Origin of the sequence: Hongsoonwoonella zoysiae (genome assembly GCF_013266695.1) — a bacterium.
GTDB lineage: Bacteria > Pseudomonadota > Alphaproteobacteria > Rhizobiales > Stappiaceae > Hongsoonwoonella > Hongsoonwoonella zoysiae.
On record NZ_JABRXF010000003.1, the window covers coordinates 572039 to 595928 of the forward strand.

Sequence of the window (23890 nt, forward strand, 5' to 3'; positions counted from 1 at the left end):
TGTGCGTCAGCAAGCGACATGCCGTCAAATTTCCCAGTCGTTCATGTTTCCGGTATCGATCGGAGAGCGGCGCCGGCATGCAAGCAGCAGCAATGCAATACCGGCGCCGTTCTGGTTGAAGCGCGCCGCTTACTTGATGCGCGGCAGCGTCTCGTACTGGTGGAACGGCGGCGGCGAGGACAGCGTCCACTCAAGCGTCGTTGCACCTTCGCCCCACGGATTGTCGCCCGCGGCCCTCTTCTTGGAGAAAGCCTCGACAATCCCGTAAAGGAAGATGAGGACGCCAAGAGCAGAGATATAGGACCCGTAGGACGACACCGCATTCCAGCCCGCAAACGCATCCGGATAATCGGCATAGCGGCGCGGCATGCCGGCGAGACCCAGGAAGTGCTGCGGGAAGAAGATCAGGTTCACGCCCACGAAGGTGACCCAGAAGTGGATGCGGGCGATCAGCGGATTGTACATATATCCGGACATCTTCGGGAACCAGTAATACCAGCCGGCGAAGATGCCGAACACCGCACCCAGAGACAGGACGTAGTGGAAGTGCGCGACCACGTAGTAGGTGTCGTGCAGGGCTCGGTCCAGGCCGGCATTGGCAAGCTGCACGCCCGTCACGCCGCCGACGGTGAACAGGAAGATGAAGCCAATCGCCCAGAGCATCGGCGTGCGGAACTCGATCGAGCCGCCCCACATCGTCGCAATCCAGGAGAAAATCTTCACACCCGTCGGCACCGCGATGACCATCGTGGCGGCAACGAAATAGGCCTGCGTCTTCACGTCGAGGCCGACGGTGAACATGTGATGCGCCCACACGATGAACCCGACGACGCCGATGGCGACCATGGCATAGGCCATGCCGAGATAACCGAAGATCGGCTTCTTGGAAAAGGTGGAGATGATGTGGCTGACGATGCCGAAGGCCGGCAGAATCAGGATGTACACTTCCGGATGACCGAAGAACCAGAACAGGTGCTGGAACAGGATCGGATCGCCGCCGCCAGCCGGATCGAAGAACGTCGTGCCGAAGTTACGATCGGTCAGCAGCATTGTGATGCCGCCAGCAAGCACGGGCAGCGAAAGCACCAGCAGGAACGCCGTTACCAGCACGGACCAAGCGAAAAGCGGCATCTTGTGCAGCGTCATGCCGGGTGCGCGCATGTTGAAGATCGTGGTGATGAAGTTGATCGCGCCCAGGATCGACGATGCACCGGCGATATGCAGCGAAAGAATTGCCAGATCCATCGCCGGACCGGGCTGGCCGGAGGTGGAAAGCGGCGGATAGACCGTCCAGCCGCCGCCCACGCCGTTACCGCCCGGAGGCCCTTCGACGAAGAGAGACAGCAGCAGCAGCAGGAAGGCCGGCGGAAGCAGCCAGAAGGAAATGTTGTTCATGCGCGGGAACGCCATGTCCGGCGCGCCGATCATAAGCGGCACGAAGAAATTGGCAAATCCGCCGATGAGCGCCGGCATCACCATGAAGAAGATCATGATCAGGCCGTGAGCCGTCGTGAAAACGTTGAAGACATGCGGATCGGAGAAGATCTGCATTCCCGGCTCTTGCAGCTCCATGCGGATACCCACGGAGAGCGATCCGCCGATAATGCCCGCGCAGATCGCGAAGCACAGGTAAAGGATGCCAATGTCCTTATGGTTGGTCGAATAGACCCAGCGCACCCATCCCGTCGGATGGTCGTGCGCGCCATGCGTGTCGGTCGCAGTGGCCATGAATGAACTCCCTGGTTCGATTCCCCGATCGGGTGGCGGGCCCAGCCGCCGCCCTCACATCCGAAATTGCGTCAGCGTTTAGCGACCGTGAGGTTACCGGCGTCCTTCGCTTCCGCGGTCTTGGCCGCCTTGGCGTCCGCGATCGTCGCGTAAAGCTCTTTGTTCGCCTCTTCGATGTCGTCCTGGGCAGCTTCTGCCCAGGCGGCGAACTGCTCCTCCGTCACGACACGAATGGCAATCGGCATGAAGGCGTGGCGGATACCGCAAAGCTCCGAGCACTGGCCGTAGTAAATGCCGGTTTCCTCTGCGCGGAACCAGGTTTCGTTGAGGCGGCCCGGCACGGCGTCCACCTTCACGCCAAAGGCCGGCATAGCAAAGGAATGCAGCACATCCGCCGCTGTAACCTGAACGCGAATGGTCTTGTTCACCGGAACGACGACCTCATTGTCGGTCGCCAGCAGACGCGGCATGGCAGATACCGGCACACCGCGTTGGTCCGCCCAGTCCTGACGATCGCCGTCTTCGATCAAGTAAGCGTCGAAGGCCAGCCCGTTCATGCTCTCGTCGGTATACTCATAACCCCAATACCACTGGTAGCCAGTCGCCTTCACCGTCATGTCGTACTCGGGGATTTCAAGCTGCTTGAAAAGCAGCCGGAAGGAAGGCACCGCGATCACGACGAGGATAAGGATCGGCACAACCGTCCACACGACCTCGATCAGCGTGTTGTGGGACGTACGCGACGGGGTTGGATTGGCCTTGTGGTTGAACCGCATGATGCACGTGATCAGAAGACCCAGCACCAGAAGCGTGATCAACGTGATGATCACGAGTGTGAAGTCGTTGAACCAGCGGATATCCGCCATGACGCCCGTTGCAGCGGGCTGAAGCCCGGTCTGCCAAGGCACAGGCTCCGATGCGACCGCCTGGCCGCCGAAGCCCGCGACACCGGCAACCCCTGCAATGAGACGCTTGACCAGTTTCGTCACGTCTACGCTCCCTTCCTGACCCATCGGCCCGACCGGCCTGGTCTGTCGTTCAAGTTTGCCACGCCGGGGATCGGCTTCCGCCCTACCCGGATATGCCCGATCGGCTTGGCCGGCATGGCCGCAATTTCGCCGCAGTATATTAACCGCTATGGCTGATACCGCACGACCTTCAGCTTGCCCAGCGGCGAAACGCCGCATCCAAGGCTTGACCAAGATCAATTTCGCGCCTGAAAAACCACAAGCAACGAAGAACCGCAACGGTCTATTCGACGCACAAACCGAAAATCGCGTTCATTGCGCCCTGTGGATGAAATTCTTGCAAGAAACAAAGATAGGCAAGAGGAGGAGCCGTGACCAGCTTGCGTTTCCGCGGCGGGAAGGCCCTGTTACCTTCCGGTAAGCGTTTGAAAGGGCGGATTCTCCTTGAAATGGGCATTGCGAGGGTCGAAAAAGGCACATCGACAGTGCACGCTGCCGAATCACTGGTTGATCAGAGAGGCTGATGGCCGTTTCGCGAACCTGCCTGTTTGCGCGCCCGGACGCTACCACAATGGAGAAGAGCCTGTGCCCTCCAGAAATTCAAGCCCGGTCACAGCACCGAAAGGCCGTATCCCGTTTTACCGCATTGCTGCCGTCGGCCTTGTTGCGCTCTTCACCCTGGCGGGTGCGGCCCAGCCCCCCGCCCATGCGCAAGGTGAGATTCGCGCCGTTCATGGCGATTGGCAGATGCGCTGCGACACGCCTCCCGGTTCGCAGGGCGAGCAATGTGCCCTGATCCAGAACGTCACCGCGGAGGACAGGGAAAACGTCGGCCTGTCCGTTATCGTCCTGAGAACGGCGGACCAGGAAACCCATATCCTGCGCGTCCTTGCGCCGCTTGGCGTTCTGCTGCCATCCGGCCTCGGGCTTCGCGTCGACGATGCCGACATCGGCCGGGCCGGCTTCGTACGCTGCCTGCCTACGGGCTGCATCGCCGAGGTGATCCTTCAAAAAGACCTGATTTCAAAGCTCGAAGGCGGCGACCTGGCCACCTTCATCATCTTCCAGACACCGGAAGAAGGGATCGGCATTCCAATATCGCTGAACGGATTCAAGGAGGGTTTCGCCGCCCTGCCCTGAAGCTTCGACGCATGAGGGTGTTTCAACAGGCCGTCGGCGCCACGCGCCAGACGGCCTTTTCCTTGCCTGAAGCCGTCTTCCGTGCTCCCCGGGTGGGCAACGCCGCCCAACGCCCCTATCTTGAAAACACATCCTTTTTGTTGAAACGCGCCGAGAGAATGCAGCAGCGGCGCCTCCTTGCGAGAGAACCGAAATGAGTGATTCCGTCCTCGACCTCCTTGAAAAAAGCGGCCTCAAGGAAGAAACCGCGCGAACGATCACCGCCGAAGCACTTGAGGGCGCGGACGATGGTGAGCTTTTCCTTGAGTACAAACAGTCCGAAAGCCTTGTCTTCGACAATGGCCGGCTCAAGGCCGCCAATTTCGACACGAGCCAGGGCTTCGGCCTTCGCGCGGTCAAGGGCGAAGCGGCCGGCTACGCCCATTCCGGCGAAATCTCGGAAGCCGCGCTCAAGCGCGCGGCGGATGCCGTTTCCGCCGTCTCTTCCGGCCACAGCGGCAGCTACGCCGCCCCCCCGCAGGGGACGAACGCCCGCCTTTACAGCGACGAAAACCCGCTTGGCGCCCCGGCGTTCGAAGAAAAACTGCGCCTGCTCCAGGAAGTCGACGCCTATGCCCGGGCGCGCGACCCCAGGGTTCGCCAGGTCAGCGTTTCGCTTGCCGGAAGTTGGCAGGTCGTCGACATCCTGCGCGCCGACGGACACCGCGTGCGCGACATCCGTCCTCTCGTCAGGTTCAACGTCTCCGTAATCGCCGGCGATGGAGACCGTCAGGAATCGGGTTCCTACGGGTTCGGCGGGCGTGCCGGCTATGGCGAATTCATCGCCATCGAACGATGGCAATCCGCTGTGGACGAAGCGCTTCGCCAGGCGCTCGTCAACCTTGAGGCGGTCCCCGCGCCCGCCGGCGCATTCGACGTCGTCCTAGGGGCCGGTTGGCCCGGCATCCTGCTGCATGAGGCGGTGGGCCATGGGCTTGAAGGCGATTTCAACCGCAAGAAAACCTCGGCTTTCGCCGGACTGATGGGCGAACGCGTTGCTTCGAAGGGTGTCACCATTGTCGATGACGGCACCATAATGGACCGGCGCGGTTCGCTAACCATCGACGACGAGGGAACACCGACAAACCGCACCGTGCTGATCGAAGACGGCACTCTCACCGGGTACATGCAGGACAGACAGAACGCACGCCTGATGGGCATGAAACCCACCGGAAACGGACGCCGGCAATCCTTCGCCCATATTCCGATGCCGCGCATGACGAACACCATCATGCTGGGCGGCGAGCATGAACCCGGCGAAATTCTGGCCAGCGTGAAGGACGGCATCTATGCCGTCTCCTTCGGTGGCGGTCAGGTCGACATCACATCCGGCAAGTTCGTCTTCTCCTGCACGGAAGCCTACAGGATTGAAAACGGCAGGATCGGGGCGCCGATCAAGGGCGCCATGCTTATAGGCAACGGGCCGGACGCACTTACCCGCGTGGAAATGATCGGCAACGACATGAAACTCGATCCCGGCATCGGTACTTGCGGCAAGCAGGGACAAGGCGTGCCCGTCGGCGTTGGCCAGCCGACACTGCGCATCAACGCCATGACGGTCGGCGGCACGGCGCTTTGAGGATATTTGCCAATGGCATCGCAGATCGCCTTCGTTATCTTCGACATGGCCGGCGTCCTCTATGACTGGGACACGGACGTGAGGCTCGAAGCGCTCTCTCGTCTGACAGGCCGTAAGGCAAGCGAAATTGACAAGGCCGTGTTTCAATCGGATTTCGAAGAGAGGGCGGAGGCCGGCGATCCGGACAACGGAGAAGCTTATCTTGGCGAGATGAGCCGCCTTCTCGGCCATGAAATCGACCGCGGCACATGGACCGGCATCCTGAAGGCCATGATGCGCCCGAAACCGCAGATCCTTGCGATCGCCAGCGAAGTTGTCGAACTGGTCGACACGATCCTGCTGACCAACAACGGAATGCTGCTGAAGGAAGTCTTCCCGGACTGTGCGCCGGAAGCCTTCGATATCTTCGGCGAAAACGCGTATGTTTCAGCGGAATTCGGCGCTCGAAAGCCTGCGCGTGAGCTCTATGCCCGCGTCTGCGAGCGATACGATCACGATCCGGCTCAGACGCTGTTTATCGATGACAGCGAGAAGAACGTGAAAGGAGCGGAGGACGCGGGAATGCACGCCCACCTCTTCACGGATGCGGGTTCACTAAGGGCGGCGCTCAAGGGCTACGGGGTCCTATAGCGCTATAGCGCGCCCTTTCAGGTGCACCGGGAGGAGGCGCTCTTTCCCTCGCCCCGGCCATCGGCTAGATCGTTGTGACGAATTCATATGACAAAAACGGAGGTACCTGATGGCGATTGTCGCCGAATACCGGCGCGAGCTTGCTGCGGTTCTGCGGCTTGCCGCCCACTTCGACCTCAACGAAGGCATCTGCAATCATTTCTCCGTCGCGATACCGGGCGACGACGAACGCTATCTGATCAACCCGTATGGCATTCATTGGTCGCAGATGCAGCCTGAGGACCTCATGCTCATCGACGGCGAGGGAACGGTGCTTGAGGGCGAAGGCGAAGTGGAGGCGACGGCCAGGAACATCCATATCGCCAGTCACCGCGCCAACCCGCGCCACCTCTGCATCCTGCATACGCATATGCCTTATGCCACGGCCCTCACCATGCTGGAAAACGGCCGCCTGGAGATGGCGCATCAGACGGCTTGCCGGTATTTCGGGCGCATTGCCTATGACGACCAGTTCGGCGGCATCGCGCTTGACGAGGAAGAGGGCCGGCGCATTGCCGAACAGGCGAAGCAGGATCCGAACGCGGATATCATTTTTCTCGCCAACCATGGCGTGGTCGTCGGGGGCCCGAGCGTCCCCCATGCGTTCGACGATCTCTACTATTTGGAGCGCGCGGCCCGCCAGCAGGTTCTGGCCCAGTCAACGGGCAGGCCTTTGAAGATCATTCCAGATGATGTCGCGCGAGAAACCTCGCGCCAGTTCATGCAGGTCTTCGAGGTACAGGCGATCGCTCATTTCAACGCCATGCGGCGCGTCATAGGCCTTTGACGGATCAGGAACACTTGAAGGCCCGGTCGCCGCTCAAGGCGGTTCGCCCCGCCTTTCCGGCCAATCATCCGGAGACGGCCTGTGGAGAGACCGCTTGGTTCGGGATAAGCTTGCAGTGAAAACAGCAAATACCCTCAGAGGATGAATTGGCCACGGAATCGGCACCTCCCTTCTTCGGCGAAGCGATTCTCATCCTGACTGCCGCCGTCGTTGCCGTGCCGCTCGCAAAGCGCCTCGGCCTCGGCTCCGTCGTGGGTTTTCTTGCAGCCGGAATCGCGATCGGCCCCTTCGTGCTCGATCTTGTAAGCGATCCGCAGGAGATCCTGCACGTTGCCGAACTCGGTGTCGTACTCCTGCTTTTCGTCATAGGGCTTGAGCTTGAGCCTGCGCGCCTGTGGCGCATGAAAGGCGACATTTTCGGGCTCGGAACGTGCCAGGTGCTACTGAGCGGGACGGTGCTGACCGGCGCTCTTCTTCTGGCTGGCTATTCCCGCAGCCCGGCGATCATAGCCGGCTTCGGCCTTGCGCTTTCGTCCACCGCCTTCGCGCTTCAGATCCTGCAGGAGCGCGGCCAATTGTCGACCAGTTATGGCCAGCGTTCCTTCGGCATCCTTCTCCTGCAGGATATGGCGATCGTGCCGCTTCTGGCGTTGATCCCGATACTTGCGCCGTCCGCCGGACCTTCGACGACAAGCGAGGTCGTGCAGGAAGTCGGCGTTACGATTGCCGCCGTGGCCGGGGTCATCGTTTCGGGGCGCTATCTTTTGACGCCCTTCTTTTCATTTCTCGCCGCATCCCGCGCCCGGGAAGTCATGCTGACGGCCGCCCTCCTCGTTGCCCTCGGCAGTGCCGGCATCATGCATGCCGTTGGTCTCTCGATGGCGCTTGGCGCATTCCTTGCCGGCGTGATGCTGGCGGAATCGAGTTTCCGGCATACGCTTGAGGCGGATATCGAGCCTTTCCGCTCGCTGCTTATGGGCCTTTTCTTCATTGCCATCGGCATGGCGCTCGACCTGCGGTTGGTTGCGGAAAACTGGCTGTTGATCGCTCTTGGCGTCGTCCTGGTCATGGCCGTAAAGGGCATGCTGCTGTGGGTGCTTGCGCGCGTTTTCGGCTCCTCCAACTCCGATGCCCTTAAAATCGCCGTCACCCTGCCTCAGGGCGGCGAATTCGCTTTCGTACTCTTCACCGCGGCGATCTCGGCGCAAGTGCTTGCCCAATCGGCGGCAATGCTGCTGATTTCGGTCGTGATTCTGACAATGCTGCTCACTCCGCTTGCCTGCGCCGGCCATGACATGATCGCCGCCCGACTGCAGAAGCGCGGCGTGGAAACGGATTTCATCGAAGAATTTAGTGCAGCGGTTCCCACGGTGCTCGTGATCGGCTTCGGGCGTTTCGGCATGGTCGTCGCGCAGATGTTGACGTCCGAGGACATCGCGATCACGGCGATCGACATGAAGCCGGAGCGTATCGCCTACGCCCGGAAGCTTGGTTACAAAGTGTTTTACGGCGATGCGACGCGCCCCGACGTTCTGGCGGCGGCCGGTGGCGAGGATGCGGTCCTGATCGCGCTATGCATCGAAAACGATCAGGTCATGGCAAAGGCTATCGAACTCATCCGTGCGCGTTTCCCCGGCGCCAAGCTTTTTTGCCGCGCGACGGATCGTGCCCATGCGCTCGACCTCAAGCGTTTGGGGGTCGATTATCAGATTCGCGAGACCTTTGAATCCGGTGTTGCCTTCAGCCGCGCGGCCCTTGAAGAACTCGGGATAGACCATGACCGCATCGTGGAAATCGAAGCGGACGTGCGCCGGCGCGACGAGGAACGGCTGGAATTGCAGATGCGCGAAGGCATGTTCGCCGGCTCCGACAAGCTGCACCAGGTCACCCCGCGCTCTCGCGGCAGGGCGTCCGACGATCATAGGGAAGCCGGCGAGTAGTTCTCAGTTTCAGCGGCCGTGCCCCGCCCCTTGCTCAGGCAAGGCAGGTTCCAGCGCGACGTCGGCCGATTTCCACTCCTCGATTGCCTGGCGCAGGATCGAGACGGAAGACCAGAGGAAAAGCCCCGCCATCAGGCCCGCAACCATCACGTCCGGCCAACCCGTCCGGGTTGCGAAGACGCCGCCCGCCGCCGCGACGACGACGAGGTTGCCGATCGCGTCATTGCGGCTGCACAGCCAGACGGAGCGAACATTCGCATCTCCATCCCTGTACTTGAGAAGGATCAGCACGCTTGCGAGATTGGCGGCCAGCGCCAGCGTTCCGATGCCGCCCATGATGGAGGCGCTTGGTACGCCGAGATAGAGGACCCGCCATAGGGTCGCCCCGAAAACGAACGCGGCCATCAGGCTCAGGGATATCCCCTTGGCGATCGCCGCCAAAGAGCGAACCCTGATCGACTTCCCGATAACGGCAAGGCTGATCGCATAGGTCATCGTATCGCCCAGGAAATCGAGCGAATCGGCTTGCAACGCCTGCGATCCCGCCGCCGCGCTGCCGGCCAGTTCGGTCACGAACATCGCGCCATTGATGGCGATGACCGCAAGGAGCGCGCGTCTGTAGGCGGGGCTCAAACCTTCGAAACGAACGTTGGACGAGCAGCAATGACCGGACATCGTGGCGGTTAACTCCGCTTTCCTTGAATTTCCATTTCACAACCCTAATCCCTATAGTGGTTGTAGGTTCAAGGGTGAAATTCGTGATCGACGACCTTGTCAGTATCGGCATTCTCGCTCGGGAAACGGGAACGAGTGTGCAGACCGTGCGCTATTATGAAAACCGTGGGCTGCTTCCCCTCCCGCCGCGAACCGAGGGCGGGCAGCGTCGCTATGGAAGAGTTCACCGGGACCGCCTTGCCTTTATCCGCCATGCACGTGAAATGGGCTTTTCCCTCGATGCGATCGGCGAGCTCCTGCGACTTTCGAGTGAGGAGAACGCCTCCTGCGGCCCTGTCGACAGGATTGCCCGCGAGCAGCTTGCGCTTGTCGACCGGCGGATCGAACAGCTTTGTGCCTTGCGCGAAACCCTTTCGCGGATGGTCGAGCATTGCGACGGCGAAAGCGTGACCTCCTGCCGCATTCTGGAGGCGCTTGGGCCGGCATCGGATACATCGGCATCGGGAAAAGACGGCGAGACGGGCGCGCATACTGGCAAATCGCGCGGCAAGGCGTTATCTACCGGGTAGTTGTTTCAAATTGGCTGACGAAGAAAATGAACCGTTTCGAAAAGCCCAGACTGCCAAGCGAAGCGCGCATTCGCTATCTTGACGGCGATTTCCAGATCGAATCTCCCGGCACCTTCGTTCGCTGTGCAGTGACCGGTCAGGCCATTCCCATCGACGAGCTCAAATATTGGAGCGTGTCACGTCAGGAAGCCTACGTGGACGCGGCCTCGGCCCTCAAGCGTTATCAGGAGTGCCATCGAAACGCCTGACCCCTGCCCCCGCGACTTTCAGGGCCTTCGAACGAGCGGCTTCCCCTATCCGTTCACAGAGCCTCTCGGCTTCCTCGATCCGCATATTCACGTCGACGACCCGCGCCCTGCCCGCAAGCCAGCGCGGAAATTCGCCGGTTAGCGATTGGATACGCACCATGTCCTTGGCGGTCGTCACGAGCAGCAATCCCTTGTCGTCCGCCTCTGTCAGCAAGGCTTCCGCCTCGCTGTACGAATAGGGGTGATGATCGGGGAACGGTTTTTCGATGGCGATTTCGGCGCCGAGTTCGCGAAGGCTCGCGAAAAATTTCTCAGGCCGCCCAATTCCCGCGAATGCGAGCACTCGCGCCCCCGCCAATTCCGGATCGGGCGTTGTTTCCAGCCGAGCATGAAAAAGCGGCAATCCCTTGCGTGACGCCAGGCGAACTGCCGGTTTCGCCGCCTCTCCCTCGCCGATGACCGCCAGCGCGGAGGCAGCCACGATCTGCCGCCGCAAGGGTGCGCGCAGCGGGCCCGCCGGCAGGCAAAAGCCATTGCCCGTGCCTGTTTGCGCATCGACGAGGACAATCGAAAAATCCTTTTGAAGACGCGGATTCTGGAATCCGTCGTCCATGATGACGATATCTCCGTGGCTTGCGGCGAACTGCCCACCGGCAAGCCGATCGCGGGAAACGACGGTTGGCCAATCCTTGGCCAGAAGAAGAGCTTCATCACCAACGTCCAGGGCGGAGTGGCTCTTCCTGTCGACCAGAACCGGCCCCTTGGCTTTGCCGCCGTATCCACGCAGCAGAAAAACGGGAGAATATCCCCGACCGGCCAGTTCCGCCGCCAATGCCAGGCTGAAGGGCGTCTTTCCGACACCGCCAGCCACGAAATTGCCGATGCAGACAACAGGTACGGACACCGAACCGTCAGGACGCCTCTGCATGCGCCGCGCCGTAACCGCCCCGTAGATTGCACCAAGAGGCCAAAGCAGCAGGGCTCTCCAGTCCGGACGAGGCCGCCACCAGAAAAAGGGCGCCTTGCCGAAGCCCCAAATCATTTTCTACCGGCCCCGGTTTTCGCGAGGAAAGGACGAAGGGCGTGAAGCGTGCGCTCCACTGCCCCCTTCCCTTCGAGGGCGAAAAGCTTTGCAACCTTGCCCCTGTTGCGGGTGTCTTCAGGTTTGCTGAGCAAATGCGAAACCTCGCGCGCAAGTTCGTCTGGTCCATTCACGACCACAGCTCCCCCATCGGCAATCAGCCGATCATACACATCCTTCTGATTGGGGAAACTTGGACCCGTGAGGATCGCCGCACCGCATTGCGCGGGTTCCAGCGGGTTATGGCCGCCAAGCGGCATCAGCGAGGCGCCCATGAAGACCACGGGCGCAAGGCGGAAGAAGAGCCCCATCTCGCCGATGGTGTCAGCCAGGTAGACGTCCGTATCGCCCGACAAGGGCTCGTTTCGGCTGCGCTGTGCTACGGCGAGGCCGGCCTTTTCGATAATCGCACGAACCGCATCGCCACGCGCGGGATGACGTGGAGCGATCAAGGTAAGAAGCCTCCGGTGAGCGCTGGAAATCTGGCCGTGCGCCGCGATCACCTGCTCTTCTTCGCCTGGATGCGTGCTCGCCGCAAACCAGACCGGCCGCTCGCCAATCGCTGCCCTGAAGTCTTCCAGCGCCTGTGGATCGGCCTCGGGCAGCGTTCCATCGAACTTCAGGTCGCCCACCATATCGACATCGCGCACGCCAATGCGCCGGTAATTCTCCGCATCCTCCCCGGAGCGCGCCAGGCAAAGATCGATACCGGCGAAAAGACGCCGCGCGAGACGCGGGACCTTGAGCCAGCCCGCGGCCGATTTCGGCGACATCCGCCCATTTGCGATTACGAGAGGGATGTGCCTTCTTTCGAGGCTGCGAATGGTCGTCGGCCAGATTTCGGATTCGACGACAACCGCTAGATACGGACGCCAATGATCCAGGAAACGGTCGATGCCGGGCTGCGCATCATAGGGTACGAACTGATGGACAGCCCCTGGCGGAAGTCGATCCTTTACCGCTTCGGCGGAAGTGATGGTGCCCGTGGTCAGCACCACCGCGTGGCCCTGTTCCGAAAGACCGCGCACAACAGGCAGAACGGCGTTCATTTCGCCAACGCTCGCCGCATGTACCCAGACAAGGCTGCCCTCCGGGCGAGGGTGGCTGGCAATGCCGAAGCGTTCACCACGCCGTGCGGGATCTTCCTTGCCCTGCGCGGCCCTGCGGCGATGCAGGAAGGAAAGCAAGGGGCCGGCCACGCGGCCGATCCGTTCGTAGATCGCGAATGGAATGTCCTCGGCCGCGAATTTTCGCTCGGTACCAGGCAATCGGCGAGCGCCCGCCATCACCTTTTCACCAGCTCGTATGCCCTTGCGGTCGCGCGGTTTAAGCCTTCTTCGACTTCGCGCCGGCCGCGTTCAAGCGCCTCATCATCGTCTTCGCGCCCGATATGGATCATATCCCCCCCGGCAACTGCCGCCCGGCTGAACGGCAAGTTGACGGAAGCCTTGTCCCAGGAGTTCAGGTCGATATGCCGGCTCGTGGCGATCGCCACGGGAACAATTGGCCGGCCGGAATGTTTCGCTAGCTGGACAATGCCTAGGCCCGCCACACGGGCCGGCCCCTTTGGCACATCCGCAGTCAAGGCAACGGAGTTGCCCTCCTTCAGCGTACGCATAGCCTCTATGAAGCCACGCATCCCGCCGCGTTTTTTAACTTGATGAGCCTTTTGCGCGCCCGATGCCCTGATAAGACCAAGACCGAGGCGACGGGCCGCGATCGCGTTGATCTCCCCGTCGGCGGATCGTGAGATCATCACGCTTACATTCCAACCTTCCGGCCTTGCGAAAGGCATCATGAAATGCTGGCCGTGCCACATGGCGACGATTACCGGCAGGTTTGGCAGCACCTTTTCATAAAAATCCGGCGGATCGACCTCGAAACTGCTCGTATTACGGACCGCGCGAAGATAGTGGGCAAAGGCTGTGCCCACGAATTTCTGCACGCGCGGAGACGAGCCGAGTTTTTTCAGCATGCCGACGGATCCCGATGCCCGGCCAGGCGAAGTTCAAAGGATACAGCGTTCAACCCGCCAGCACCTCAGTCGTTTTCCGTTCCCGGATCGAGAAGACGGTGCATGTGGACGATGAAATAGCGCATGTGAGCGTTGTCGACGGATGCCTGCGCCTTGGCTTTCCAGGCAGTATAGGCCGTGGCGTAGTTCGGATAGATGCCGACGATATCGAGATCTTCCAGATCCCGGAACCTGACTTCGTCGACCTTCTCCAGTTCCCCGCCAAAGACAAGATGCAACAACTGCTTGGGTTTTTCCGTTTCGCTCATTCGTTCACTCCACCGCACGTTTCGGCGCGCTTATCGGATGACGCTTTTCAGGATCGGCCGCAGCGGATCGACCAGCGCCGAAGGTCCTGCCACCAGCGCCTTGTGGCGCACATCGGGCTTGTTGTAGACAGCGGCCGCACCTTCCAGATCCGTCAGGCGGCCGCCTGCTTCCTGCACCAAAAGATCGGCAGCCGCAAGATCCCAATCGCAAGCGCGCCCGCGCGCCGAAGCGATATCGATACGCCCGTCCGAGACCATCGCAAGCCGATAGGCAAGGGAGGGAATGTAGCCCGCGTAGACGATGCCGCGATCCACGATTTCCGCTTTGCTGGATACAGACTTTGGCCCCGCGAAACGGGCGCCGGAAAGGCCCTGCCTCGCCGATACGCTGATACGTTGCCCGTTGAGCGTCGCGCCCTTGCCGAGTTCGCCAAGAAACATTTCATCGCCCGCAGGCCGATAAACCGCCGCGGAAACAGGCCTTCCCCTTTCCACAACGGCTATAGCCACGGTCCATTCGTCCGTGCCGGCCAGAAAGGCGCGCGTGCCGTCGATCGGATCGACAATGAAAACGCGCGCTCGCGAAAGCCGCTCTTCGCTGTCGCGTGTTTCCTCCGACAGCCAGCCGTAGTCCGCGCGGCTCGAGGTGAGGATGTCATGCAAGTGCCGGTCGACCGCAATGTCGGCCTCCGATACCGGGGAATCGCCTTCCTTCGTCCAGCGCCTCGGATCGCGGCGGAAAAACCTTAGCGCGATTTCACCGGCCTCTCGCGCAGCCCTTTCCAGAAGCTCAAGGTCGCTCGTCATCGCGTCACTGGCCGGCAAGGGTCATCCCCGCAATCAGGATACTGGGCGCGGCCACGGAATAGCGGTCGTCGAGGTCGCTGGCAGGCTCAAGGCGCGCGAACATGTCCTTCAGGTTTCCGGCAATCGTGATCTCGCTCACGGGATAGGCAATCTCGCCATTTTCGATCCAGAAGCCGGATGCTCCGCGCGAATAATCCCCGGTCACCCCGTTCACGCCATGTCCGATCAGGTCGGTGACCAGAAGGCCTTCGCCAAAGTCCTTCATCATTTCCTCCGGCGTTCTGGCGCCTGGCTGAAGCGTGAGATTTGTCGCGCCGGGCGAAGGGCCGGCCCCGCCTCTTAGTGCCCGCCCGTTGGATTTGAGCCCCAGTTCACGCGCCGTCGCATGATCGAGGAACCAGTGCCTGAGGATACCATCCTCCACCATGGTCAGAGGCTCCGCCGCGCAACCTTCTCCGTCAAATGGTCTCGTCGCAGGCGAGCGCGGCTTTCGCGGATCGTCGGTAATGCGGATATTCCCGGCGAAGACCTGGCTATCCATTGCGTCCTTCAGGAAGCTGGTCTTGCGGGCGATTGCCGCGCCGTTCACGGCACCGGAAAAATGCCCAACCAGCGAGCGCGCAACCCGCGGCTCGTAAAGAACATCGCACGTGCGGCTCGAAAGCTTTTGCGGATTAAGCCTGCGCACGGCCCGCTCGCCCGCGCGCCTGCCGATATCTTCCGCCTTTTCCAGATCCTCATGAAATGTGCGGAAGTCATAGTCGTAATCGCGCTCCATCGTCGTTCCGTCTCCCGCAACGGCGGTCATGGAGAGGCCGTGGCGCGAAGTGAGATAGGAGCCGATAAACCCGTGGCTCGTCGCAAGTACGAGGCCGGCAAGCTGCCAGGATGCGCTCGCCCCGCCGGATTTCGAAACGCCCTTGACACCAAGCCCTGCGCTCTCGGCCACCAGTGCGCGTCTCGTCAGCTCCTCGACGGACATCTGCGTCTCGTCCAGCAACTCGAGGACAGGGAAGTCACGGACAAGGTCGCCCTCTGGCGCAAGCCCGGCGTAAGGATCTTCCGGCGCGACCCTTGCCATGGCAACTGCGCGTTCGGCAAGCTCTCGCGGATCGCTCAATGTATTGGCGGAGACGCTCGCCACCCGCTTGCCAACGAAAACGCGCAGGGTGAAATCGTCGCCTTCCGCGCGTTCGCTTTCCTCCACCTTGCCCTCACGCACATCGACGGACAGCGAAACCGCCGAGACTGCGACTGCGTCCGCGGCATCCGCGCCCGCGGCCCGGGCAGCGTCCACCAGCTTTTCCGCGCGGCCTTCCAAAGTCGATTGATCGACCAGTTCGCTCATGCGCCGTTCCTTTCAATTCGTCTTGCTGTCGTCTTTAGGTAGCCGAAGCCCGACAGGCAAGGTGTCTGCGATATCCATCAACGGTCCCACGCCGCAGTCCCAAACGGTTAACGGCTGGAAATGACGTTTAGTCATATTTCCCTAACCCTCTTTGAAATCAGAGAAATTTAACCTCGTTTGTTAAGCCGATCCGCACCGCCGGCCCATATAGTCGTTTTCATCAGAGGCCCGATAAAAACCCCCGATAAGGACCAAGGGCCCGATGGAGAGGCGAATTGAGACGTCAAGCAGCTCTGCAGGACGCCACCGATCCGGGATCGAGCCTTGTAGAAGGGCTCGATCCCCATCGGTTGCCCCACCGGTTCATCGCGAGAAACGAACCCTTATCGCGGTCGTCTGAGAAGTTTCCCTTCGAGGTTTATATCGACCACGAGACGGTGGTGATGAAACACCGGCTCGCCGGTCTTCCACTAACCGTCGTCCTCCCGATGACCGCCTTCAACGGTGTTTATGCGCGTGTAATGCCGGGTAAATCGGGCGAAACGCTCACCGTCAGCATCGGTCTTCACCACCGCGATCCCGCGCTTTGCATCGAGCTTTTGTCCAGCGAAAGCCTGGAGGCCGCGGCCCTTTGCTGGCGCGACTGGGCCGACGTTCTCTCCCTTCCGCTCGTTGCCGTCGAGCCGGATGGCTCCGTCGAAACCGTCGAGGAAGCAGGCGTTTCGAAAAACACTCAACGGCCGGTCATCCGCCGCCGTGTCGCGGCGCTTACGAACCGCCGCCCGCGCTTTCTCGTGCGCCGCAAACCCGGCAACCGAATGCATCGTCCGGCGGTGTTCGCCGGGGAGCGGGAGATCATCGCGCGCAACTGAGCGCAGGGTTCAGCCCCTCGCCCCAGCCTGCCGGGCAAAGCGCCATGCCGTCCGGGCCAGGGGACGGATCTGACGGATCATGGCGACCGCATTTTCGTTTGCCGCCGTTCCGTCGCGCACACGCCCCGCGATGCCTTGCAGGATCGCAGCGATACGAAAGAAATTATAGGCGAAATAGAATTCAAGCCGGTCGCGCACGGAAAAACCCGTCGCCGTTTCATACCAGCCGATGTAGGTTTCGAGCCCCGGTATCCCAAGTGCCGCCAGATCGAGCCCTTCGAGCGACCCTATGCCCGATCCGTCCGGCATTGCGGGCATTTCCCACTGCATGCAATGATAGGTGAAATCGGCGACAGGATCGCCGAGCGTGGAAAGCTCCCAGTCGAGCACGGCAAGCACGCGTGGTTCCTTAGCGTGCAGAATAAGATTGTCGAGGCGGAAATCGCCATGGACGACGCGGGCCGGATTTTCAGGCGGAAGATTTTCCGGCAGCCAGGCGATTAGCCTGTCCATCTCATCGACCTTTTCGGTCTCGGACGCCCGATATTGTTTCGACCATCGCGCTATCTGCCGCGCGACGTAGCCTTCCGGCTTGCCGAAATCGCCGAGACCGATCGCATCCGGCTCAAGCCGATGAAGGCTCGCGAGCGTCTCGTTCATCGCGCGGTAGATCGCCAGGCGCTCCGTCGGGTCCACGTGCGGCATGGAAGGCTCCCAGACGATCCGGCCATCCACCTTTTCCATGATGTAGAACGCGGTGCCAATGACGGTTTCGTCTTCGCACAAAAGGAAGGTTTTCGGCACGGGGAACCCCGCCGTGCCCAGCGCCGACATCACCCGGTATTCCCGGTCGACCGCGTGGGCGGATGGCAGAAGCTTGCCGGGCGGCTTGCGGCGCAGCACATAATCGCGCTCAGGCGTGGACACCAGATACGTCGGGTTGGACTGGCCTCCCTTGAACTGGCGAATGCCGAGCGGCCCGACAAAGCCCGGAATTTCTCTCGCCAGAAAGGATTTCAGCTTTTCCCGGTCGAACGAAAGCGCAGCAGGCACTTCCTTGGTCCCGGAAAAAGCTTCCTGCCGGTCGAGCGGCCCGTTCACGCAAGATCCTCCATCAGGAAAGGGTGCAAGGCGTCGTAAGTGCCGTCCGGGTTTTCTTCGACGAGGAAATGCCCGGCGTCCACAGCGGCCTCCCGCACATCCGTCGCCCAGTCACGCCAGACATCGCCCGGCGTGCGGGCCCCGCCAGCGAAACCCGTCTCTCCATAAAGCGCAAGAAGCGGAAGAGATATCTTGTTTCCACGCTCTCTGTCGGCCGTGTCCTGGTCCATATCAACTGTCGCGCCTGCACGATAATCCTCGCACAGGGCGTGGATTCGCGCCGGCTCGATGAAGAACGCGCGATAGTGGTCGAGAGCCGCTTCGCCGAAAGCGTCGAGCGTCCCCTTCTTTGTCCAGTTCGCAAGCGTGTGCTCGAGGTAATTGCGCGCATCGCACGCAATCAGGCGTTCCGGCAGCGGATGCGGCTGCGCGAGGAACATCCAGTGGTACACCCGCAAGGCCCGTTTCCAGTCAATCCGTTGCCAATAGTCGTAGGTCGTCAGGATATCGAGCACGGCGATACGGGTGAGCTTCTCCGGATGGTCGAAGGCCATGCGGTAGGCGACCCGCCCGCCCCGGTCGTGGCCTGCGATAGCGAACCTGGCAAAGCCCAGATGTGCCATGACTGCGATCATGTCGCCCGCCATCGTACGTTTGGAATAAGCCTCGTGACCGCTGTCGCCGGGTGGCGCGGATGATGCGCCGTAACCGCGCAGATCCGCCGCCACGACCGTGAAGTCGCGCGCCAGCCTCGGCGCAATCGTGTGCCACATGACATGGGACTGGGGAAAGCCGTGAAGCAACAACAGCGGCGGGCCATCGCCGCCGACGCGGCAAAAGATTTCAGCCCCCTCGGTGTGCACGGTTTCTTCCCGAAATCCGGGAAAAAGGTCCTTCAGCGCATCGCCATGCATATCCGTGCGCGCTCCCTCGCAGGCACCCGCCCATCAAACGCTAATCTTCTCCCGAAGGATGGAACGGCGCCGAAGAGCGCGCAAGCCCGGCTATGGATCTTGAACATCGCAAGCCAGGTCAGCCTTGCCTTTCACGCTCGATGGCCCGCCAGCCTATATCGGAACGGCAGAATCCTTCCGGCCAGTCTATCTTGCCGATCGCCGCATAGGCCCTGTCCCGCGCTTCGCTCACCGTCTTCCCGATCGCCGTAACGTTGAGAACACGGCCTCCGTTTGCCAGGATCCGGTCGCCGTCGCGTTTCGTTCCCGCATGGAAAATTTCCACGTCGTCGTCAAGACCGGCTTCATCGAGACCTTTGATCTCACTGCCTTTTTCATACGTGCCGGGATAGCCTTTGGCAGCCATCACCACCGTCAGGGCGGCATCGGAATGCCAACGGGCGCTCATCTTGTCGAGCGTTCCGTCAATCGCGCCCAGCATCAGCGCGACGATGTCGTCCTTCAGCCGCATCATGAGAACCTGGCACTCCGGGTCCCCGAAGCGGATGTTGTACTCGATAAGCTTCGGCCCCTCGTCGGTGATCATCAACCCGGCGTAAAGAATGCCCTTGAAGGGTGCTCCGTCCGCCGCCATGGTCCGCACCGTCGGCTCGATGATTTCGCGCATGGTTTGCTCAACCAATGCATCGCTCATGACCGGGGCAGGCGAATATGCGCCCATGCCGCCTGTGTTGGGTCCCTCGTCGCCATCGAAGGCCCGCTTGTGGTCCTGTGCGGTGGTAAGCGCAAGCGCCGTCCTGCCGTCGCATATAGCAAAGAAACTCGCCTCCTCCCCGCTCAGGCACTCTTCCACGACGACCTCGGCGCCGGCTGCGCCGAACTCGCCGCTGAAGCAATCGTCGATCGCCTGAAGCGCTTCTTCCAGCGTGGATGCCACCGTCACACCCTTGCCGGCGGCCAGCCCGTCCGCCTTGACGACGATTGGCGCACCCTTTGCCTTTGCATAATCGCGCGCGGAAGCCGCGTCGCTGAAGCGCCTGTAAGCCGCCGTCGGGATATTCGCCCGCGCGCAAAGGTCCTTCGTGAAGCCCTTGGAACCTTCCAGCCTGCTCGCCGCCTTTCCAGGGCCGAACGCCTTGATACCTGCAGCCGCCAGATCGTCCGCGAGCCCTTCGACAAGCGGCGCTTCCGGGCCGATGACGACAAGGTCGATTTCCATGTTTCGGCAAAAGTCGACCACCGCGCCATGGTCCGTCGGGTCAAGCCGTACCACTTCCGCTTCCTCGGCGATTCCGGGGTTTCCCGGCGCGGCGAACAGGTTGTCCGTAAGCGGCGAATTGGCGATCGCCCAGGCCAGCGCGTGCTCCCGGCCACCGGACCCGATCAGCAGGATGTTCATGGAATTCGACCCTCGGATTGCCGGCCGCCGGAGCGACCGGGCACAAAGCCCACGGGGGCTCTATCATTTATCGTCCAGCCCGTAAACGCGACTTGCGACGTGACGCAGCGCCAGCGTGTTACCGCTTCGGTTTCGTTAACGAGTTTGTCTTACGAATTGCGAGATATTGAAACTTTACTCAACGGCGGATTTATGGAACTCACCAACGTCATTCTCTTGTTCGGCGAAGCATCACTCTATTTTTTTGTAATGGTGTCGCTGCTGGAGGCCAGACACAAGATAGGCCTCGGAGTGTTTTTTTGCGCACTCGGCGTCATGCACTTTCTCGAAACCTATCTCGCCAGCGTTTTTTACGTGGCACTGCCGTTCGGTGTGATATCGCCCGGTTCTTCCGTGTTGTTTTCCGGCAAGCTGCTGATGATCCTGCTGCTTTACATCAAGGAAGATGCGGCGGTCGTCCGCCAGCCCATTTATGGCCTTTTGATCGGCAATTTCCTGATCGTCGGCCTCGTCATGATCCTTCGGAACCACGATACGCTGGCGTTGATCGAAGGCCGCTCGCCGAACATCTCCTTCATCGACGAGATGGGCTGGCTGATGGTTTGGGGCACCACGCTTCTTTTCTTCGATTCCGTCGGGATAATCCTGCTCTACGAACGGCTCGGCGGCTTGTTCCGTGAGCATCCTGCCTTGCGCTTTCTGCTTTGCGGTTTGGTGATGCTGACGTTCGATCAACTGGGGTTCTACCTGGCGCTTCGCTATGTGTCGGGCGCGCCGGTCGAGGTTCTTTTCGGTGGCTGGATCGCGAAAATGGCCGCAGCCGTCGTCTATTCGGTTTTCTTCCTCATCTACATGCATGCAAGCCGGACGGTTCCGCCAAAGAACGAAGCCCTGGGCGTTTCCGACATCTTTCATGTCCTCACTTACCGGGAGCGTTACGAGCAGCTTCTGGAATCCGCCGCCCGCGACCATCTGACAGGCGTTTACGACCGTGGGCGATACGATATCGAAGCACCGCGCATAATCGAGACGAACATCCGCAGAAGCCATCCTGTCAGCCTCATGGTGATAGACATCGACCGCTTCAAGGATATCAACGACACGTTTGGCCATACGGCGGGCGATATCGTCTTGAAAGACGTCGCGGGCATCCTGTCGACCGCCTTGCGTAGTGGAGATCATCTGTTCCGTTTCGGCGGGGAAGAGTTCGTGGTGGTCTGCGAGCGCCTGCCGTTGGACGGCGCCATGTCGATGGCCAATCGTCTGTGCCGCACGATCGCCGAGACCGTGCGCACCGAAAGCGGATCAAGCGTGACCGTGAGCATCGGTGTCGCCGCCGGACCGGACGACGGCCAGGCGCTGGCGCCCCTGTTCAAGTCCGCCGATGCGCGGCTCTACCGGGCCAAGCAGGAGGGCCGGAACCGCGTTTGCGGCCGTGACGGCCCGTACGAGCGGGAGATGACCTTCGCGACACACCCCGTTGCCTGACGAGATATCCTTCCCCCTTCCGTTCGCGGCTCAACGCGCATATCACTGGCACAAAGCCCTGGAAGGTGGAAAGCATGAACGGACGTGTCGCGGATGCGGTGAAGGGTCATTGGGTCGATACCCATGCGCCTGAGTGGCTTCGCCCCTACGCAAGGTTGGCGCGATGGGAAAGGCCGATTGGCTGGTGGCTGCTTCTCTGGCCCTGCTGGTGGTCGGCCGGTCTTGCCGCGATCGCAAAGGGCAGCGCCTTTCCCGATCCCGTGCATCTGGCGTTGTTCCTGATCGGCGCGATCGCGATGCGCGGGGCCGGCTGCACCTACAACGACCTTGTGGATCAGGATATCGACGCCAAGGTGGCGCGCACCCGCTCCCGCCCCATCCCCTCCGGTCAGGTGACGCCGCTGCAGGCGAAAGTGTTTCTGGTGCTTCAGGCGCTTGTCGGCCTTGCCGTCCTGCTCAGCTTCAATCGCTTCACGATCGTGCTCGGGATCGCTTCCCTCCTGCCTGTTGCCATCTACCCGTTCATGAAGAGGGTAACGAACTGGCCGCAACTGTTTTTGGGTTTCGCGTTCTCTTGGGGCGCGCTGATGGGCTGGGCGGCAGCCTTCGGCAGCCTCGGCTGGACGCCGATCCTGCTTTACCTCGGCGGGATATTGTGGACCATCGGCTACGACACGATCTACGCGCACCAGGACAAGGAAGACGATGCGCTCGTCGGCGTTAAATCCACGGCGCGCCTTTTCGGCGAGCGGACAAAACCCGCGCTTGTGCTTCTTTACGCCGGCGCAACGGCACTTTTCGCGGCAGCCGCGGCGATGGCCGATGCCGGCCCCGCCGCATTTGCAGGGATCGCGGCGGGCGCTATACATCTGTTATGGCAGATTGCGCGGCTCGACATCAACGATCCGGATCAGTGCCTGAAACTTTTCCGCTCGAATACCCGCTACGGCTGGATCGTATTTGCCGGATTTCTAGTGGAAGCAATGATTTCGGCTTAGGAATCAGACCCAAAACATTCTCCTGCAGCGAAATCCTTCCTTACGCCTTTTTCGAATTTCCTCTTCGGAAGCTTTACGTTATTACGCAAGATCCAAAGGAATTGTCGGGGACAGGCGAAGACCAATGAGTGAAGCGACTTCGGCGCAACTTTCGCACGGCGCGTCTTCCGGTGAATCAGAAGTTGCGGCCAAAGCCGGCATCTCTGCGCAATCGCGTCGCCACCTGCAAATGCGCAAGGAAGCGTTGCGTGAGCATCCCGCGCTGCGCGAACTTGCCGGCACCGACCGCCGAACCGCCATGGCCTTGCCCATCCTTCTCGCCCTTCATTGGGGGCTGGCATGGGCCATATCGGACACGAATCTCCTGATCGTCTTTCTGGCAGCCTTCATCCCCGGACAGATAATCATCCATGCGGCCGGAGCATTGGTGCATGAAACCGCGCACAAGCTCATCTTCCGCGAACCGAAGGCAAAACTCGCCTTCGACCTCGGGCTGGAGACGATCCTTGTGTCCTTCGGCAAGCAGCTCACCTACCAGTACGAGCATATATCGAGCCACCATCCCTACATCGGCGACTACGAACGCGATTACGAGCACGAAGACATTTGCGCCTTCAAGGCGCGCACGATGTTGATCGACGGAAAACCGCGCCTTGCCAGGGTCATGACGATCGCAACCCTAATCGTCCATCTGCTTCCCTTCGGCTTCATCATCAGCGACGAGATATTTCCGCGCCTTTACCAGCGGGTGACTGGGCGCGTCGCGAAAGACCGCGAGCGCCACATCCCGTCCACGAAAGCCCCAGTCTGGCAACAACGGCTGTTTATCGCTTGGTCACTTAGCGTGAACGTTATCCTGCTCGTTCTGTTCGGCTTTTGGGGCTGGCTCTATCACAACTGGGCGTTGTCTTTGTTCCTCGGCAAGTTCGGGATCACGAACCTCGGCCAGTCGCTCAGCGAACACGCCGGTAACGACAATGAAACCCCTACGCGTTCAACCTACGGCCCGATCAACTGGATCCTGTTCAACACCGGCTATCACAACGAACATCACACGTTCCCCAATGTCGCGTGGACAAAGCTGCCGGCCCTGCACGATGCCGCACCGGAAATTTTTCACTCCCGCGCGGAGAAAACCTACTTCGGTTATTGGTGGGATCACGTAACGGGCGACTTCAAGACATCGAGGGTCAATGCGTTGCAAGGGATAGACCAGAGCAGAAGATGCCCTGAAGCAACGCGAGGTCGAACCTGAAA

Annotated in this window: 23 protein-coding genes; 11 read left to right on the forward strand and 12 right to left on the reverse strand. The window is 61.0% G+C overall.

All coding sequences use genetic code 11. The features are described 5' to 3' along the window. Positions 1 to 129: 129 nt before the first annotated feature. Positions 130 to 1728, reverse strand: coding sequence for a cytochrome c oxidase subunit I (gene ctaD / locus HPQ64_RS19075; protein ID WP_172890205.1), 1599 nt, complete (start codon positions 1726 to 1728; stop codon positions 130 to 132). 71 nt (positions 1729 to 1799) lie between these two features. Continuing rightward, positions 1800 to 2741, reverse strand: a complete 942-nt coding sequence (gene coxB / locus HPQ64_RS19080) for a cytochrome c oxidase subunit II (RefSeq protein ID WP_172890206.1) — start codon at positions 2739 to 2741, stop codon at positions 1800 to 1802. A 600-nt stretch (positions 2742 to 3341) separates the two neighbouring features. Between coxB and HPQ64_RS19085 the strand changes: the two genes are divergently transcribed. The 5 genes from HPQ64_RS19085 (at position 3342) to HPQ64_RS19105 (ending at position 8850) form a co-directional block, all read left to right on the forward strand. Continuing rightward, positions 3342 to 3836 carry an invasion associated locus B family protein gene (locus HPQ64_RS19085; RefSeq protein WP_343036085.1) on the forward strand — a complete coding sequence of 165 codons (495 nt, stop codon included), beginning with the start codon at positions 3342 to 3344 and terminating at the stop codon, positions 3834 to 3836. A 193-nt stretch (positions 3837 to 4029) separates the two neighbouring features. After that, positions 4030 to 5454 (forward strand): metalloprotease TldD, encoded by a 1425-nt coding sequence (gene tldD, locus HPQ64_RS19090; protein ID WP_172890208.1) that lies wholly within the window; start codon positions 4030 to 4032, stop codon positions 5452 to 5454. A 12-nt stretch (positions 5455 to 5466) separates the two neighbouring features. Continuing rightward, a complete protein-coding gene (locus tag HPQ64_RS19095) occupies positions 5467 to 6084 on the forward strand; it encodes an HAD family hydrolase (RefSeq protein ID WP_172890209.1) in 618 nt (205 codons plus the stop codon). Positions 6085 to 6193: 109 nt separating this feature from the next. Further along, entirely contained in the window at positions 6194 to 6910 is a 717-nt protein-coding gene (locus tag HPQ64_RS19100; RefSeq protein WP_172890210.1) for an aldolase, read from the forward strand. Between the two features lie 146 nt (positions 6911 to 7056). Continuing rightward, positions 7057 to 8850: a monovalent cation:proton antiporter-2 (CPA2) family protein gene (locus HPQ64_RS19105; RefSeq protein WP_172890211.1), complete on the forward strand. Its 1794-nt coding sequence runs from the start codon at positions 7057 to 7059 to the stop codon at positions 8848 to 8850. Positions 8851 to 8859: 9 nt separating this feature from the next. Here the strand turns inward: HPQ64_RS19105 and HPQ64_RS19110 are convergent, their stop codons facing one another. Continuing rightward, entirely contained in the window at positions 8860 to 9525 is a 666-nt protein-coding gene (locus HPQ64_RS19110) for a cation efflux transmembrane domain-containing protein (RefSeq protein WP_172890212.1), read from the reverse strand. Positions 9526 to 9608: 83 nt separating this feature from the next. On the opposite strand from HPQ64_RS19110, the gene HPQ64_RS19115 reads away from it, so the two are divergent. Both HPQ64_RS19115 and HPQ64_RS19120 read left to right on the forward strand, forming a co-directional pair. Further along, positions 9609 to 10094, forward strand: a complete 486-nt coding sequence (locus HPQ64_RS19115) for a MerR family transcriptional regulator (RefSeq protein ID WP_343036070.1) — start codon at positions 9609 to 9611, stop codon at positions 10092 to 10094. Positions 10095 to 10120: 26 nt separating this feature from the next. Beyond that, the gene (locus HPQ64_RS19120) at positions 10121 to 10342 is read left to right on the forward strand and encodes a DUF2093 domain-containing protein (RefSeq protein ID WP_172890213.1); all 222 of its coding nucleotides are present in this window, start codon (positions 10121 to 10123) and stop codon (positions 10340 to 10342) included. On the opposite strand, the gene lpxK is transcribed toward HPQ64_RS19120, so the two are convergent. The 6 genes from lpxK to HPQ64_RS19150 form a co-directional block, all read right to left on the reverse strand. Further along, positions 10308 to 11384 (reverse strand): tetraacyldisaccharide 4'-kinase, encoded by a 1077-nt coding sequence (lpxK, locus tag HPQ64_RS19125; RefSeq protein WP_172890214.1) that lies wholly within the window; start codon positions 11382 to 11384, stop codon positions 10308 to 10310. The two genes, HPQ64_RS19120 and lpxK, sit on opposite strands and share 35 nt — an antisense overlap. Further along, positions 11381 to 12691, reverse strand: coding sequence for a 3-deoxy-D-manno-octulosonic acid transferase (locus HPQ64_RS19130; protein ID WP_172890215.1), 1311 nt, complete (start codon positions 12689 to 12691; stop codon positions 11381 to 11383). Before HPQ64_RS19130 ends, lpxK begins: the two co-directional genes overlap by 4 nt. A 17-nt stretch (positions 12692 to 12708) precedes the next feature. Further along, entirely contained in the window at positions 12709 to 13398 is a 690-nt protein-coding gene (locus HPQ64_RS19135; protein WP_172890216.1) for a lysophospholipid acyltransferase family protein, read from the reverse strand. 65 nt (positions 13399 to 13463) lie between these two features. Further along, positions 13464 to 13706: a DUF4170 domain-containing protein gene (locus tag HPQ64_RS19140; RefSeq protein WP_172890217.1), complete on the reverse strand. Its 243-nt coding sequence runs from the start codon at positions 13704 to 13706 to the stop codon at positions 13464 to 13466. 30 nt (positions 13707 to 13736) lie between these two features. Further along, positions 13737 to 14531, reverse strand: coding sequence for a 3'(2'),5'-bisphosphate nucleotidase CysQ (locus HPQ64_RS19145; protein ID WP_246270793.1), 795 nt, complete (start codon positions 14529 to 14531; stop codon positions 13737 to 13739). Beyond that, positions 14518 to 15861: a TldD/PmbA family protein gene (locus HPQ64_RS19150; protein ID WP_172890218.1), complete on the reverse strand. Its 1344-nt coding sequence runs from the start codon at positions 15859 to 15861 to the stop codon at positions 14518 to 14520. Before HPQ64_RS19150 ends, HPQ64_RS19145 begins: the two co-directional genes overlap by 14 nt. Positions 15862 to 16136: 275 nt before the next feature. On the opposite strand from HPQ64_RS19150, the gene HPQ64_RS19155 reads away from it, so the two are divergent. Next, positions 16137 to 16733 (forward strand): DUF6101 family protein, encoded by a 597-nt coding sequence (locus HPQ64_RS19155; RefSeq protein WP_210260373.1) that lies wholly within the window; start codon positions 16137 to 16139, stop codon positions 16731 to 16733. Between the two features lie 9 nt (positions 16734 to 16742). On the opposite strand, the gene HPQ64_RS19160 is transcribed toward HPQ64_RS19155, so the two are convergent. The 3 genes from HPQ64_RS19160 to purD form a co-directional block, all read right to left on the reverse strand. Further along, on the reverse strand, positions 16743 to 17834 hold the full coding sequence (locus HPQ64_RS19160) for a phosphotransferase (RefSeq protein WP_172890219.1): 1092 nt from the start codon (positions 17832 to 17834) through the stop codon (positions 16743 to 16745). After that, on the reverse strand, positions 17831 to 18748 hold the full coding sequence (locus HPQ64_RS19165) for an alpha/beta fold hydrolase (RefSeq protein ID WP_172890220.1): 918 nt from the start codon (positions 18746 to 18748) through the stop codon (positions 17831 to 17833). The genes HPQ64_RS19160 and HPQ64_RS19165 overlap by 4 nt, the downstream gene beginning before the upstream one ends. A 118-nt stretch (positions 18749 to 18866) precedes the next feature. Then, entirely contained in the window at positions 18867 to 20147 is a 1281-nt protein-coding gene (gene purD / locus HPQ64_RS19170) for a phosphoribosylamine--glycine ligase (RefSeq protein ID WP_172890221.1), read from the reverse strand. Between the two features lie 192 nt (positions 20148 to 20339). On the opposite strand from purD, the gene HPQ64_RS19175 reads away from it, so the two are divergent. The 3 genes from HPQ64_RS19175 (at position 20340) to HPQ64_RS19185 (ending at position 23888) form a co-directional block, all read left to right on the forward strand. Further along, entirely contained in the window at positions 20340 to 21635 is a 1296-nt protein-coding gene (locus tag HPQ64_RS19175; RefSeq protein WP_172890222.1) for a GGDEF domain-containing protein, read from the forward strand. Positions 21636 to 21709: 74 nt separating this feature from the next. Continuing rightward, positions 21710 to 22633: a 4-hydroxybenzoate octaprenyltransferase gene (gene ubiA / locus HPQ64_RS19180; protein ID WP_172890223.1), complete on the forward strand. Its 924-nt coding sequence runs from the start codon at positions 21710 to 21712 to the stop codon at positions 22631 to 22633. A gap of 124 nt (positions 22634 to 22757) precedes the next feature. Further along, positions 22758 to 23888 carry a fatty acid desaturase gene (locus HPQ64_RS19185; RefSeq protein ID WP_172890224.1) on the forward strand — a complete coding sequence of 377 codons (1131 nt, stop codon included), beginning with the start codon at positions 22758 to 22760 and terminating at the stop codon, positions 23886 to 23888. Positions 23889 to 23890: the final 2 nt, after the last annotated feature.

Excerpts from the sequence above, each read along its gene's own strand:
- HPQ64_RS19165 (WP_172890220.1), bottom strand. The coding sequence starts at position 18,748 with ATGCATGGCGATGCGCTGAAGGACCTTTTTCCCGGATTTCGGGAAGAA.
- ctaD (WP_172890205.1), bottom strand. The coding sequence starts at position 1,728 with ATGGCCACTGCGACCGACACGCATGGCGCGCACGACCATCCGACGGGA.
- HPQ64_RS19135 (WP_172890216.1), bottom strand. The coding sequence starts at position 13,398 with ATGCTGAAAAAACTCGGCTCGTCTCCGCGCGTGCAGAAATTCGTGGGC.
- HPQ64_RS19120 (WP_172890213.1), top strand. The coding sequence starts at position 10,121 with ATGAACCGTTTCGAAAAGCCCAGACTGCCAAGCGAAGCGCGCATTCGC.
- tldD (WP_172890208.1), top strand. The coding sequence starts at position 4,030 with ATGAGTGATTCCGTCCTCGACCTCCTTGAAAAAAGCGGCCTCAAGGAA.
- HPQ64_RS19100 (WP_172890210.1), top strand. The coding sequence starts at position 6,194 with ATGGCGATTGTCGCCGAATACCGGCGCGAGCTTGCTGCGGTTCTGCGG.
- HPQ64_RS19095 (WP_172890209.1), top strand. The coding sequence starts at position 5,467 with ATGGCATCGCAGATCGCCTTCGTTATCTTCGACATGGCCGGCGTCCTC.
- ubiA (WP_172890223.1), top strand. The coding sequence starts at position 21,710 with ATGAACGGACGTGTCGCGGATGCGGTGAAGGGTCATTGGGTCGATACC.
- lpxK (WP_172890214.1), bottom strand. The coding sequence starts at position 11,384 with ATGATTTGGGGCTTCGGCAAGGCGCCCTTTTTCTGGTGGCGGCCTCGT.
- HPQ64_RS19185 (WP_172890224.1), top strand. The coding sequence starts at position 22,758 with ATGAGTGAAGCGACTTCGGCGCAACTTTCGCACGGCGCGTCTTCCGGT.
- HPQ64_RS19140 (WP_172890217.1), bottom strand. The coding sequence starts at position 13,706 with ATGAGCGAAACGGAAAAACCCAAGCAGTTGTTGCATCTTGTCTTTGGC.
- coxB (WP_172890206.1), bottom strand. The coding sequence starts at position 2,741 with ATGGGTCAGGAAGGGAGCGTAGACGTGACGAAACTGGTCAAGCGTCTC.
- HPQ64_RS19175 (WP_172890222.1), top strand. The coding sequence starts at position 20,340 with ATGGAACTCACCAACGTCATTCTCTTGTTCGGCGAAGCATCACTCTAT.
- purD (WP_172890221.1), bottom strand. The coding sequence starts at position 20,147 with ATGAACATCCTGCTGATCGGGTCCGGTGGCCGGGAGCACGCGCTGGCC.
- HPQ64_RS19110 (WP_172890212.1), bottom strand. The coding sequence starts at position 9,525 with ATGTCCGGTCATTGCTGCTCGTCCAACGTTCGTTTCGAAGGTTTGAGC.
- HPQ64_RS19150 (WP_172890218.1), bottom strand. The coding sequence starts at position 15,861 with ATGAGCGAACTGGTCGATCAATCGACTTTGGAAGGCCGCGCGGAAAAG.